This is a genomic window from Pseudomonas sp. SWRI51 (genome assembly GCF_014268825.1).
In the GTDB taxonomy this organism is placed as follows: domain Bacteria; phylum Pseudomonadota; class Gammaproteobacteria; order Pseudomonadales; family Pseudomonadaceae; genus Aquipseudomonas; species Aquipseudomonas farsensis.
Genome location: NZ_JABWRG010000124.1, coordinates 1 through 13123, shown reverse-complemented (window position 1 = coordinate 13123; position 13123 = coordinate 1). Strand labels below are relative to the sequence as shown.

At 65.1% G+C, this 13123-nt stretch carries 8 protein-coding genes; 1 reads left to right on the top strand and 7 read right to left on the bottom strand.

Going from position 1 to position 13123, the window contains the following annotated elements; translation table 11 throughout:
• Positions 1-131: 131 nt before the first annotated feature.
• The 7 genes from HU720_RS22370 to HU720_RS22340 all read right to left on the bottom strand — a co-directional run bounded on the left by HU720_RS22370 (position 132) and on the right by HU720_RS22340 (position 7625).
• The gene (locus HU720_RS22370; protein WP_186523022.1) at positions 132-1757 is read right to left on the bottom strand and encodes a BatD family protein; all 1626 of its coding nucleotides are present in this window, start codon (positions 1755-1757) and stop codon (positions 132-134) included.
• Positions 1754-3478: a tetratricopeptide repeat protein gene (locus tag HU720_RS22365; RefSeq protein WP_186523021.1), complete on the bottom strand. Its 1725-nt coding sequence runs from the start codon at positions 3476-3478 to the stop codon at positions 1754-1756. The genes HU720_RS22370 and HU720_RS22365 overlap by 4 nt, the downstream gene beginning before the upstream one ends.
• Positions 3475-4551 (bottom strand): VWA domain-containing protein, encoded by a 1077-nt coding sequence (locus HU720_RS22360; protein ID WP_186523020.1) that lies wholly within the window; start codon positions 4549-4551, stop codon positions 3475-3477. Before HU720_RS22360 ends, HU720_RS22365 begins: the two co-directional genes overlap by 4 nt.
• On the bottom strand, positions 4544-5038 hold the full coding sequence (locus HU720_RS22355; RefSeq protein ID WP_186523019.1) for a DUF4381 domain-containing protein: 495 nt from the start codon (positions 5036-5038) through the stop codon (positions 4544-4546). Before HU720_RS22355 ends, HU720_RS22360 begins: the two co-directional genes overlap by 8 nt.
• Positions 5035-5979 carry a DUF58 domain-containing protein gene (locus tag HU720_RS22350; protein ID WP_186523018.1) on the bottom strand — a complete coding sequence of 315 codons (945 nt, stop codon included), beginning with the start codon at positions 5977-5979 and terminating at the stop codon, positions 5035-5037. The genes HU720_RS22355 and HU720_RS22350 overlap by 4 nt, the downstream gene beginning before the upstream one ends.
• Before the next feature lie 183 nt (positions 5980-6162).
• Positions 6163-7122, bottom strand: coding sequence for a MoxR family ATPase (locus HU720_RS22345; RefSeq protein WP_186523017.1), 960 nt, complete (start codon positions 7120-7122; stop codon positions 6163-6165).
• A 149-nt stretch (positions 7123-7271) separates the two neighbouring features.
• Positions 7272-7625, bottom strand: coding sequence for a hypothetical protein (locus HU720_RS22340; RefSeq protein ID WP_186523015.1), 354 nt, complete (start codon positions 7623-7625; stop codon positions 7272-7274).
• Between the two features lie 364 nt (positions 7626-7989).
• Between HU720_RS22340 and HU720_RS22335 the strand changes: the two genes are divergently transcribed.
• Positions 7990-12855: an NAD-glutamate dehydrogenase gene (locus HU720_RS22335; RefSeq protein WP_186523013.1), complete on the top strand. Its 4866-nt coding sequence runs from the start codon at positions 7990-7992 to the stop codon at positions 12853-12855.
• Positions 12856-13123: the final 268 nt, after the last annotated feature.

The following is a 13123-nucleotide window of genomic DNA, read 5'->3' as shown; positions in this document are numbered from 1 at the left end:
GGGCTGCGCAGCAGCCCTGAAAACCCCAGGGCTGCTGCGCAGCCCAACGCGGGGCAAGCCCGCTCGCCACAAGGCAATATGTCTGGCGGGTACAGGCTTGCACAAAACCATGGGATCTCCCACGGCCCGCGCTACTTCGGATAAAGCGGCGGCAGGTTGCCGGTTTCTCCAGTCGGCGCCAGCACCTGTTCGGCAGGTGGAATAGTGCCAATTGCCCGCCACAGTTCATCCCCGTGCCAGTTCTGCCCACTTTCGCTGTACAGCGCCCCATTCAAGCCATCCAGCGCATCTGACAGCGGCACGAAGCGCGCTGCCATTTCGGCCAGTGTCTCCGGCTGCTGCCTGGCCCAGGCGTCGAGCGCCTGGCGAGTGGCCTGGGTGTCATTGGCCTGGCAGGCGCGCTTGAGGTCGTCGAGCAGGGTACGCGGGCTCGGGCCCGCCTGCGCTGCACGCAGCACCGCAGGGCGCGAGCGGGCGCGCCACCACAGGGCAAAACCGAGCAGTGTGGTCAGCGCGAACACTAGCGTAGACAGCTGCCACGGCCACAGCGCATACGGGCGGGCGTTGTTGTCGCCAACCGGCGCTTCGGCGCTCAGCGCCGGGTTGTCCTGCACGCTGATGGTACGGGCCGGCAGGCTGGTTTGCTCCAGATGATCCTGCAGGGTATTCCACCAGGTGACCTCCAGCGCCGGCAGCGCCAGTTCGCCGCTGTGGGTGGGCACCAGCGCTTCGCGTTCCTCGCGGTTGGCAATCATGCCGCGCTCGCTGATCTCGTTGCGTAGCAGCGGTTGGTCGGGGTAGCGGCGCAGGCCGATGGCTTCGGTGGCTGGGAGCGGGGGCAGTTGCGGGCTTGAAAGCCCTTCGGCGCGCAGTGTCACGTTGCGCGTCAGCGAGTCGCCGATCTGCGTCGGCTGCGTGGTCGGGTCCGGGTTCCAGCGCTCTTCCAGCGTCAAGCTACGGGCCGGCAGCCACGGCCGGTCCTTGGGGTAACTGGCCGGGATCGGCTTGATGCTCAAATGCAGTGCCTGCGAGCTGACCTGGACCTGGCGGCCGACCCGTGGGGTGCCGGCCGGCTGCTCGCCGTTGTCGGCGGCAGTGGCGGTGAAGGTCAGCGGCGGAATATCCAGTGCCCCACTTTGCTGCGGGTAGATCGCATAGCGCGTCTCGATGACGCCGTGGCGCACGCCATTGATGTCTTTTTCGTAGGTGCGCGACTCGCCCAACGGGTCGACCTTGGCGTTTTCCAATTGCAGCGGGCTCAGGCTGCTGTCGTCGTACAGCGCTACCGAATGGTAGATGCGCAGGGTCAGTACGGCCTGGGCCTGGACATACACTTCAGTGCTGTCGAGGGTCGCCTCGATGAACACCTGCGAGGCTATGTCTGGGCGCTGCGCGTCAGCCTGCTGGACCTGCAGTTCAATGGCCTGGCTGTGCGACTGCCCCAGCTGCAGCTCGGGGATGCGCAGGCTGCCGCTGCGTTTTGGCAGCAGGGTGATGATCCAGCGGGTGCTGGCGCGAGTCTCGCCGTCCAGGCTGTGCAGGCTGTTGAGCTGGCGCGTGCCTCGCACTTCGAAATCACCCTCCAGGGCGCGCAGGTCGGGCTTGCCGAACTGGGTGACATCCTGGCTTTCCAGGGTCAGTTCCAGGCTTTCGCCGGCCTCCAGCCGAGTGCGGTCGACACTGGCCTGCAGGGTGGGTTCGGCCAGGGCCGCAAGGCTCCACAGCAGGCTGAGCACAAACACGCCGAGGCGAGTCATCGTAAGGTTTCCTGATGCAATTGCTGTTCATACCAGAATTTGCGCCGCAGCAGCTCTGCCGGGTTGTCCGGGATCTCCCGCAGCCATTGCTCCAGCGCCTGGCGCTGTTCAGCGTCGAGGCTGGTGGAGACTGGCCGCTGCGGCGGCTGGGTGACAGTGTCGTCGTCGCCAGCGGGTGTGCCCGCTGGCGCCTGGGTGTTGCCTTTGCTGTCGGCTGCGGCTTGCGCCTGGGCCTGTGCCTGCTCGTCATTGCCCGGCGTTCCTTCGGCCTGGCTGCTGGCAGAACTGCTGTTGCCTTCGGTCTGCTTGCCGGGCGCCGCTTCATCGTCCTGCTTGGCGGGTTGCTCTTCTGCCTTGCCCTGGCGCTGCTGCAACAGTTGCTGCACCAGGGCCTGGTTGTCCAGCGCGGGCTTGAAGTCGGGCTTGCGCTCCAGTGCCTGCTCGTAGGCATCCAGCGCAGCCTCAAGCTCGCCAGCACGGGCCAGGGCATTGCCTCGATTGTAGTGCGCGGTGGCGCTGTTGCTCTGCGCAAAGGCTGCTGCGGCTCCTTCGAAGTCGCCGGCCTGGTACAGCGCCATACCGCGCCACTGCGGGTCCTCGAAATGGCGCGCGGCGGCTGCCGGTTGCTGACGCTGTAGCAGGCGTTGGCCCTGTTGGTCGGGGCGCAACCACAGGTCGTTGAGTTCGAACGCCTGGCTGGGCTGCGGCAGGGCCAGCAACAGCGGCAGGCAGAACAGCCAGCCGCGCCGCCCGGCACACGCGGCCAGCAACAGCAGGGGCAACAACAGCCAGTAGCCTTGGTCGGCCCAGCTGTCCAACTGCACGGTCTGGCCGTCTTCGCGCAGCAACCGTGGGTTGTCGAACAGCCCCAGGCCGCGCAGGTCGAGGTCGTCGATGCGGGCGTGGCGGTAGCGCCCGCCGGTGCCGCTGATGAAGGCCTTGAGCGAGGCGCTGTCCAGGCGCGGCAAAAGGATGCCGCCCTGATCATCCTTGAGGTATTCGCCAGAGGCTTGGCGCACCGGTGCGCCCTCGGCACTGCCGACGCCCAGCATCAGCAGGCTCGGCCCGTGGCGTCCCAGCGCCCTGACGATGCCTTGGCGTTCGTGTTCGCTCAGCGACGAGCCGATCAGCAACAGCCGGCCCTGGCCCAGGCCACTCTGGGCCAGCAGCGCCAGGCCCTTCTGCACGGCAAGGTCCGCGCGCTGGCCAGGTTGCGGCATGATCGAGGGGTCGATGGCTTCGAGCAGGTTGCGCGTGGTGCCCAGGTCATCGGACAGCGGCACCAGGGTGTGCGCGGAGCCTGCGTAGACAATGAGCGCAGTCTGGCTGTCGCTGCGGTGTTCGAGCAGGTCGAGCACCTTGCGCCGGGCTTGTTCCAGGCGGTTCGGCGCGCTGTCCTCGGCAAGCATCTGCGGGGTCAGTTCAAGCAGTATCACCAGCGGGTCAGCCGGGCGCTGGCGGGTTTCTTCCAGGCGCTGCCAGCTTGGCCCGAGCAGCGCCAGTACCACCAGCAGCCAGGCCAGGCCCAGAGCGACCCAGGGCAGTTTACTGGTGCTGCCGCTGCCACCGCCGAGCAATGCGGCGTGGAACTGGGGCGGTAAGATCATCTGCCAGCGCCCGGCGCGCTTGCGCCGGTGCCACAGCTTGAACAGCAGCCAGGCGAGCAGCGGCACGCAGAGCAGCCAGAGCGGGCGCAGCCATTGTGGCCAGAGGTCGATCATCGCCGTCTCCTCAGGCGCAGGCGTTTGAGGCGCTGGCGCCATTCGGGGTGCGGCTGGAGAAAGCGCGGTTTGCGCAACAGGCGTTGCAGCAGGTTGTCCGGCCACTGCACATCCACCACCAGCAGTACGCTGAGCAGCAGCGCCAGGGCCAGCGGCCAGGCGTAGAGCTCTTCGGCAGCGCGGGCCTGGGTGGGTTGTTGGGCGACGGGCTCGAGCGTGTCGAGGGCATTGCCGATGGCGTCAAGCTCGGCACCGTCGTGGGCACGGAAGTACGCACCATGGGTAATGTCGGCAATTTCCTTGAGCGAGGCTTCGTCCAGGTCCAGGCTCGGGTTAAGCCCCAACAGGCCCGGGGTGCCACTGGCCTGCGGGTTAGCGCCGATGCCGATGGTATAGACCCGCACGCCTTCCTGCGCCGCCAGGCGCGCGGCCGTCAGGGGGTGGATCTGCCCGCCATTGTTGGCGCCATCGGTAATCAGGATCAGCACCCGGCTTTGCGCCGGGCGTTGGCGCAGGCGCTTGACGGCAAGGCCGATGGCATCGCCGACTGCGGTGTTTTTGCCGGCGATGCCGATCTGTGCTTCATCGAGGAAGGTGCGCACGGTACGGCGGTCGAAGGTCAGCGGCGCCTGCAGGTAGGCCTGGCTGCCGAACAGGATCAAGCCGACCCGGTCGCCTTCGCGGTCTTGCAGAAAATCGCCCATCAGTGCCTTGACCAGGTCCAGGCGGCTGATTTCATCGTTTTTCCACTGCATGTCGGGGAAGTCCATCGAGCCCGACACATCCACCGCAACCAGCAGATCGCGCCCGCTGGCCGACACCGGCACGGGGGCGCCGAGCCACTGCGGGCGTGCGGCGGCGCACAGCAACAGCAGCCAGATGAGCAGAAACGGTGCCTGTTGCCGCCAGGTCGGCAGGTTCAGCCGCGCGCGGCGCCCTGCCAGGCCTTCTAGCTGATCGAGAAAGCCGACCTTGAGCACCGGCTCGCCGCTGTCGGCGGCAGGCAGCACCAGGCGCGCGAGCCAGGGCAGCGGCAACAGCGCGAAGACCCACGGCCAGGCCAGTTCAAACATGCTTGCGAATCCAGGTTTCGACCGACTGCAAAAGCCCGGCGATGGCTTTGTCGTCGAGTTTGCACTCAGGCTTGTAGGCGCCTTCGACCAGCACCATCCAGCGCGTCAGGCCAGCGGCGGGGCAGCGGTTGTCGAGAAATGCCAGCCACTGGCGGCCGTTGAGGGTATGGCTGTGGGCGCCGGGGTAGTGGCTGCGGCACAGGCGCTTGAGCAGGGCGTTGATCTGCTGCAGCCAGGCCCCGGCCGGGGCGCCGTCATAGGGGCGCGGCAGGCGTGCAAGTTCGGCCAGCGCCTCCAGGCGTACCGGGTCGAGCGGGAGCTCGGCGCGCACCACCTTGCGTTTGCCGGGGCGCCAGCGGCGCAGGCGCCACGCGCCCCAGCCCAGCAGCGGCACCAGCGCCAGCAGCAGCCACCAGCCCGGCGCAGGCGGCCACAGGCCGATGGCCGGCGGGGCGATCAGCGGCTGCAACTGGTCCAGCGGGTTCACTGGCGGCCCCCGGCACGTTGCGCGTTGAGGTACTCGCGCAGTTGTTCGATCATCTCGCTCTGGGTACTCAGCGGCATCAATACCACCCGCAGTTTTTGCGCAAGCAGCTCCCAGCGCTCCACACGCGCCTCGGCTTGTTGGCGGTAGGCCTGGCGCAAGTTGGCATCAAGGGTGTCGAGTTCAAGCTGTGCACCGCGCTGGGCAAAGCGCAGCAAGCCGGCAGCGGGCAGGGCATGGTCCAGAGGGTCGCTGATCGGTAGCAGCAGCACGTCGCAGTGGCGCGACAGCATGGCCAGGTGCTGCTCGACGCTTTCGCTGAGCGCGCGCTCGTCGCAGATGACAATCGCCAGGCTACCGGGGCGCAGCACCTCGCGGGCACGGCGCAGGGCCAGGCCCAGGCTGTCGGCCTGGGGCAGCGCTTCGGTGTGCAGCGACTGGTTGATGCGTGCCAGCCGGTTGAGCAACTGCAACAGGCTTTGCTTGCTGCGCCGTGGCTTGATTTCGTGGTTTTCGTTATCGCCGAACACCAGCCCGCCGATGCGGTCGTTATGGCCCAGCGCGGCCCAGCCGAACAGCGCCGCCGCCTGGGCCGCCAGCACCGACTTGAACATCAGCCCCGAGCCGAAGAACAGCCGCTGGCTCTGCTCGACCATGATAAAGATCGGCCGTTCGCGCTCTTCGTGGAACAGCTTGGTGTGCGGCTCCTGGGTGCGCGCAGTGACGCGCCAGTCGATATTGCGCACATCGTCGCCCGCCTGGTACACCCGCACCTGGTCGAAGTCCACGCCGCGCCCACGTAGTTTGGAGTGGTGCAGGCCAACCAACGGGCTGCGCTGGCCAGGCCGGGAAAAAAGCTGGATTTCGCGCACGCGGTGACGCATGTCGATCAGTTCGGCCAGGCTGATGCGTATGCCGGGTTCGGCCAGTTGTGCGCTGGGCATGGGCGTCAGGCGGCAGCCACGAAGCCGCGCAGGCTATGCTGCGCGATAGGGGCGTCACGGTGATGCATGGTCGACGGTTCCTGGGTGGTGGCGCAGCCGCCAGAGGCTGGGCTGGGCAGAGCGCCATACTTTAATGCATCAGTGGCACCGCCACTAACGGGTTTGCTAAAAAACTGGCCGGCCTCAGGCCACGGCCACCACGTCGAGAATGCGCTGCACCACGCGGTCCTGATCCACCCCGGCGGCTTCGGCCTCGAAGGACAGGATCACGCGGTGGCGCAACACATCGAACAGCACCGCCTGAATGTCTTCGGGGCTGACGAAATCGCGCCCGGCGAGCCAGGCGTGGGCCCGTGCGCAGCGGTCCAGCGCAATCGAGCCACGCGGGCTTGCGCCATAGGCGATCCAGTCGGCCAGCTCGGTGTCGAACTTGGCCGGCGTGCGCGTGGCCATCACCAGTTGCACCAGGTACTCCTCAACCGCATCGGCCATGTACAGCCCGAGGATTTCCTTGCGCGCGGCAAAGATCGCCTGCTGGCTGACCCGGCGCTCCGGTTTGACCTCACCCCCTAGCGCCTCGCCGCGCGCCTGGGCAAGGATGCGCCGCTCGACCGCAGCGTCCGGGAAGCCGATTTTCACATGCATCAGGAAGCGGTCGAGCTGGGCTTCGGGCAGCGGATAAGTGCCTTCCTGCTCGATCGGGTTCTGCGTGGCCATCACCAGAAACAGCGGCGACAGTTCATAGGTACTGCGCCCGACGCTGACCTGGCGCTCGGCCATTGCCTCAAGCAAGGCGGACTGCACCTTGGCGGGCGCCCGGTTGATTTCGTCGGCCAGCACCAGGTTGTGGAAGATCGGCCCCTGCTGGAAGACGAAACTGCCGGTTTCCGGGCGGTAGATCTCGGTGCCGGTGATGTCGGCGGGGAGCAGGTCGGGGGTGAACTGAATGCGATGGAACTGCGCCTCGATGCCCTCGGCAAGCTCCTTGATGGCTTTGGTCTTGGCCAGGCCAGGTGCCCCCTCGACGAGCATGTGGCCGTCGGCCAGCAACACGATCAGCAGGCGCTCGACCAGTTTTTCCTGGCCGAGAATCTGGGAGGAGAGAAAGGTGCGCAGCGCGGTCAGCGCCTCACGGTGTTCCATCGTCGAGGGTTCCTGGGGATAGGCCTGGGCGCCGGCAGGCGGCTGCCGGGCAGAGGGCTAGTACTTTAATCCATCCAGGGGGCCGCCGACCAATGGCCGTTGCTAGAAATACGCTAAAGGCCGTTCGCCAGGCCCTGCAGACCGCCACCTCAGAGCTGTGAAACGAAGGTCCCGGTGCCGTCGAGGATGTTGCGCAAGGTCAGCGCAACCTCTTCCAGGTCGGTGCCCGACGAGGTCAGGATGATTTCCAGCTGCTCATCGCCCTTGAGTGCATCGCGGTCGCCGGCGGCCACTTCCAGCACCAGACGTTCAGCGCTGAGGGTCACCTTCAGGCCGTCAAGGGTCGAAGGTTCGTCGTCCAGGGTCAGGTCAACGGTGTCTTCGTCCGGGTAGCGGGTCAGCAGGAACATCTGCCCCTTGTCGCTGTGGCAGCACAGCGTCGCCATGTTGTCTTCCTCGTCGTCGCAGGGGGTGGCGAAGAGCAGGGCGGTTTTCAGTTGCATGGCGTTTGACCAGTGTTCGCGGATTGAGCGCGCATGCTACCGCGCAGCCTGCGCGGCGGCCAGCGCCTGTCAAGTTGGGTGGCGGCAAGCAAGCGGTGGTTTCTGTAATGCGCGTGGGAATATTCGACAAGGCGGCAGTGGATACAAAGGGCGCAAGGGCGACCGTTCCCGTCTTGACCGAATATGTCGCAGCGCTGCAAGCCGAGGTGACCGTTCAGTCGTTAAGCTGCCCTGTCGATGGGTAAAGCAGCACGCCCACGCCTGTTTTTACCGTCCGGCTTGTTTCGGTTTGGCTATGGTTGATCCGTACATGGCGGGCGCACGCGACGCTCCACCTAAAAAAAGCCCAAGCGGAGTACCACAGATGGCGTTTTTCACCGCAGCCAGCAAAGCCGACTTCCAGCACCAACTGCAAGCGGCCCTGGCGCAGCACATCAGCCAACAGTCCCTGCCACAAGTGGCGCTGTTCGCTGAACAGTTCTTCGGCATCATCTCTCTGGACGAACTTACCCAGCGTCGGCTTTCCGACCTCGTCGGCTGCACGCTCTCCGCCTGGCGCATCATCGAGCGCTTCGACCCCGCACACCCTCAGGTGCGTGTATACAACCCCGAATACGAGCGTCACGGCTGGCAATCGACCCACACAGTGGTCGAAGTGCTGCACCATGACCTGCCGTTCCTGGTCGACTCGGTGCGTACTGAACTCAACCGCCGCGGCTTCAGCATTCACACCCTGCAGACCACCGTGCTCAGCACCCGTCGTGGTGCCAAGGGCGAACTCACCGAGCTGCTGCCCAAAGGCACGCAGGGCGAGGGCGTCGGCCACGAATCGCTGATGTATCTGGAAATCGACCGCTGTTCCAACCCGGCTGAACTGACCACCCTGGCCAAGGAGCTCGAGCAGGTGCTGGCCGAGGTGCGCGGCGTGGTCGCCGACTTCGAGCCGATGAAAGCCAAGATTCACCAGTTGCTCGAACTGGTCGAGCAGAACGCCTTCGGCCCTGCACAAAACGACAAGGCCGAGGTACAGAACTTCCTGTCCTGGCTGCTGGATAACCACTTCACTTTCCTCGGCTACGAAGAGTTCACGGTCCAGGCGTCCAGCGAAGGCGGGCATCTGGTCTATGACGAAAGCTCGTTCCTCGGCCTGACCCGCCTGCTGCGCGCAGGGCTGGGCGCCGAAGACCTGCACATCGAGGACTATGCGGTCGCCTACCTGCGTGAGCCGCGCCTGCTGTCGTTCGCCAAGGCCTCGCAACCTAGCCGCGTCCACCGCCCGGCTTACCCGGACTACGTCTCGATCCGCCAGATCGACGCCGATGGCAACGTGGTCAAAGAATGCCGCTTCATGGGCCTGTACACCTCGTCGGTGTATGGCGAGAGCGTGCACACCATCCCGTACATTCGTGGCAAGGTCGCCGAGGTGGAGCGCCGCTCGGGCTTCGACGCCAAGGCTCACCTGGGCAAGGAGCTTGCTCAGGTACTCGAAGTGCTGCCGCGTGACGACCTGTTCCAGACCCCCATCGACGAGCTGTGCACCACGGTCATGTCGATCGTGCAGATCCAGGAACGCAACAAGATTCGCGTGTTCCTGCGCAAAGACCCGTACGGCCGCTTCTGCTACTGCCTGGCCTATGTGCCGCGCGAAATCTACTCCACGGAAGTGCGGCAGAAAATCCAGCAGGTGCTGATGGAGCGCCTGAAGGCCAGTGACTGCGAGTTCTGGACCTTCTTCTCTGAATCGGTGCTGGCGCGCGTACAGCTGATTCTGCGGGTAGACCCGAAAAACCGCATCGACATCGACCCGCAGCAGTTGGAAAACGAAGTGGTCCAGGCTTGCCGTTCGTGGCAGGACGATTTCTCGGCGCTGGTGGTGGACAACTTTGGCGAGGCCCAGGGCACGACCATCCTCGACGACTTCCCCAAAGGCTTCCCGGCCGGCTACCGCGAGCGCTTCGCCGCCCACTCGGCCGTGGTCGACATGCAGCATGTGCTCAACCTGTCCGAAGCCAAGCCCCTGGCCATGAGCTTCTACCAGCCGTTGACGCAGTTGGGCGAACGTCAGTTGCATTGCAAGCTGTACCACGCCGACACGCCGCTGGCGCTGTCGGATGTGCTGCCGATTCTTGAAAACCTCGGCCTGCGCGTGCTGGGCGAGTTCCCGTACCGCCTGCGCCATGCCAGCGGCCGCGAGTTCTGGATTCACGATTTTGCCTTCACCTACAGCGAAGGCCTGAACCTGGACATCCAGCAACTCAACGACACCTTCCAGGATGCCTTCGTCCACATCGTCAAGGGCGATGCCGAAAACGATGCGTTCAACCGTCTGGTGCTGACCGCCGGCCTGCCGTGGCGTGACGTGGCGCTGCTGCGCGCCTATGCCCGCTACCTCAAGCAGATCCGCCTTGGCTTCGACCTGGGCTATATCGCCAGCACCCTGAACAACCACACCGATATCGCCCGCGAGCTGACCCGGCTGTTCAAAACCCGCTTCTACCTGGCGCGCAAGCTCACCCAGGAAGACCTTGACGACAAGCAGCAGCGCCTGGAACAGGCGATCCTCATCGCCCTGGACGACGTCCAAGTGCTCAACGAGGACCGCATCCTGCGCCGCTACCTGGACCTGATCAAGGCCACGTTGCGCACCAACTTCTATCAGCCGGACAGCAAGGGCCAGGACAAGTCGTACTTCAGCTTCAAGTTCAACCCCAAGCTGATCCCCGAGCTGCCAAAGCCGGTGCCGAAGTTCGAGATCTTCGTCTATTCGCCGCGTGTCGAGGGCGTGCACCTGCGCTTTGGCAACGTGGCCCGTGGCGGCCTGCGCTGGTCCGACCGCGAGGAAGACTTCCGTACCGAAGTGCTGGGCCTGGTCAAAGCCCAGCAGGTGAAGAACTCGGTGATCGTGCCGGTTGGCGCCAAGGGTGGCTTCCTGCCGCGTCGTCTGCCACTGGGCGGTGGTCGCGACGAAATTGCTGCCGAGGGCGTGGCCTGCTACCGCATCTTCATCAGCGGCCTGCTCGACATCACCGACAACCTCAAGGACGGTGGCGTCGTGCCGCCTGCCAACGTGGTGCGCCACGATGACGATGACCCGTACCTGGTAGTGGCCGCCGACAAAGGCACCGCGACCTTCTCCGATATCGCCAACGGCATTGCCATCGACTACGGCTTCTGGCTGGGCGATGCCTTCGCTTCCGGCGGCTCGGCTGGCTACGACCACAAGAAAATGGGTATCACCGCCCGTGGCGCCTGGGTGGGTGTGCAACGCCACTTCCGCGAGCGCGGCATCAACGTGCAGCAAGACCCGGTGACCGTGATCGGTATCGGTGACATGGCGGGTGACGTGTTCGGCAACGGCTTGCTGATGTCCGACAAGCTGCAACTGGTCGCGGCATTCAACCACCTGCACATCTTCATCGACCCCAACCCGGACACTGCCAGCAGCTTCGCCGAGCGCCAGCGCCTGTTCGACCTGCCGCGTTCGGCCTGGACCGACTACGACACCAGCATCATGTCCGAAGGCGGCGGGATCTTCCCACGCAGTGCCAAGAGCATCGCCATCAGCCCGCAAATGAAAGAGCGTTTCGCCATCGAGGCGGACCGCCTGACCCCGACCGAGCTGCTTAACGCATTGCTCAAGGCGCCGGTCGACCTGCTGTGGAACGGCGGTATCGGCACCTACGTCAAGGCCAGCAGCGAAAGCCACGCCGATGTGGGCGACAAGGCCAACGACGCGCTGCGCGTCAATGGCAACGAGCTGCGCTGCAAAGTGGTGGGCGAGGGCGGCAACCTGGGCATGACCCAGCTCGGCCGGGTCGAGTTCGGCCTGCATGGCGGTGCTACCAACACCGACTTCATCGACAACGCCGGGGGCGTGGACTGCTCGGACCACGAGGTCAACATCAAGATCCTGCTCAATGAAGTGGTGCAGGCAGGCGACATGACCGAGAAGCAGCGTAACCAGCTGCTGGGCAGCATGACCGATGAAGTTGCAGCCTTGGTGCTGGGCAACAACTACAAGCAGACCCAGGCCTTGTCGCTGGCGGCCCGCCGCGCCCGCGAGCGGATTGCCGAGTACAAGCGCCTGATGGCCGACCTTGAAGGCCGTGGCAAACTGGACCGCGCCATCGAGTTCCTGCCAAGCGAAGAGCAACTGGCCGAACGCCTTGCCGCAGGGCAGGGGCTAACCCGTGCCGAGCTGTCGGTATTGATCTCGTACAGCAAGATCGACCTCAAGGAGCAGTTGCTCAAGTCCCAGGTGCCGGACGACGACTACCTGACCCGTGACATGGAAACCGCGTTCCCGCCGTCACTGGTGAGCAAGTTCGCCGAGTCCATGCGCCGGCATCGTCTGAAGCGCGAGATCGTCAGCACCCAGATCGCCAACGACCTGGTCAACAACATGGGCATCACCTTCGTGCAGCGCCTGAAGGAGTCCACTGGCATGAGCCCGGCCAACGTCGCCGGGGCCTATGTAATCGTGCGCGATATCTTCCACCTGCCGCACTGGTTCCGCCAGATCGAAGCGCTGGACTACCAGGTGCCGGCTGAAATTCAGTTGGCGCTGATGGACGAACTGATGCGCCTGGGCCGCCGCGCCACCCGCTGGTTCCTGCGCAGCCGTCGCAACGAACAGGATGCCGGGCGTGATGCCGCGCACTTCGGGCCGAAGATCGCCCAGCTTGGGCTCAAGCTCGACGAACTGCTCGAAGGCCCGACCCGCGAGCGCTGGATGGTCCGCTACCAGAGCTTCGTCGACGCGGGTGTGCCGGAGTTGCTGGCGCGCATGGTGGCCGGTACCAGCCATTTGTACACCTTGTTGCCGATCATTGAGGCTGCCGATGTTACCGGGCATGACCCAGCGCAGGTTGCCAAGGCGTTCTTCGCTGTTGGCAGTTCGCTGGACCTGACCTGGTACCTGCAAGAGATCAGCAACCTGCCGGTGGAAAACAACTGGCAGGCACTGGCCCGCGAGGCGTTCCGCGACGACATCGACCTGCAGCAGCGTGCGATCACCATCTCTGTGCTGCAAATGGACGATGCCCCGCAGGACATGGACGCCCGCGTGGCGCTGTGGTGCGAGCAGCACCGGGTGATGGTAGAGCGCTGGCGCGCCATGCTGGACGACCTGCGTAACGCTAGCGGTAACGACTATGCGATGTACGCGGTTGCCAACCGCGAGCTGGTTGACTTGGCCATGAGCGGCCAGGCGGCGGTCGTGCCTTCCTGAACCCGCAGCTGAAATGAAAAAGCCCCGGCAGCGATGCCGGGGCTTTTTCATTGGGAAACCGTGGTGGGGGAGAATCTAGAGTTTTTTCAAACCTGTTCCGGCCTCATCGCAGGCTATCGCCAGCTCCCACAGAGCTCGCCGATCGCCATATCGATGCCGTCTACGCGGTCAGTGTAGGAGCGGCCTTGTGTCGCGAAAGGGCTGCGAAGCAGCCCCAGCGATTCTGGTGGGTGCTCAGATCCTGGGGCCGCTCCGCAGCCCTTTCGCG

Coding starts and splice junctions, on each gene's coding strand:
- HU720_RS22370 (WP_186523022.1), bottom strand. CDS start 1,757: ATGACTCGCCTCGGCGTGTTTGTGCTCAGCCTGCTGTGGAGCCTTGCG.
- HU720_RS22365 (WP_186523021.1), bottom strand. CDS start 3,478: ATGATCGACCTCTGGCCACAATGGCTGCGCCCGCTCTGGCTGCTCTGC.
- HU720_RS22360 (WP_186523020.1), bottom strand. CDS start 4,551: ATGTTTGAACTGGCCTGGCCGTGGGTCTTCGCGCTGTTGCCGCTGCCC.
- HU720_RS22350 (WP_186523018.1), bottom strand. CDS start 5,979: ATGCCCAGCGCACAACTGGCCGAACCCGGCATACGCATCAGCCTGGCC.
- HU720_RS22345 (WP_186523017.1), bottom strand. CDS start 7,122: ATGGAACACCGTGAGGCGCTGACCGCGCTGCGCACCTTTCTCTCCTCC.
- HU720_RS22340 (WP_186523015.1), bottom strand. CDS start 7,625: ATGCAACTGAAAACCGCCCTGCTCTTCGCCACCCCCTGCGACGACGAG.
- HU720_RS22335 (WP_186523013.1), top strand. CDS start 7,990: ATGGCGTTTTTCACCGCAGCCAGCAAAGCCGACTTCCAGCACCAACTG.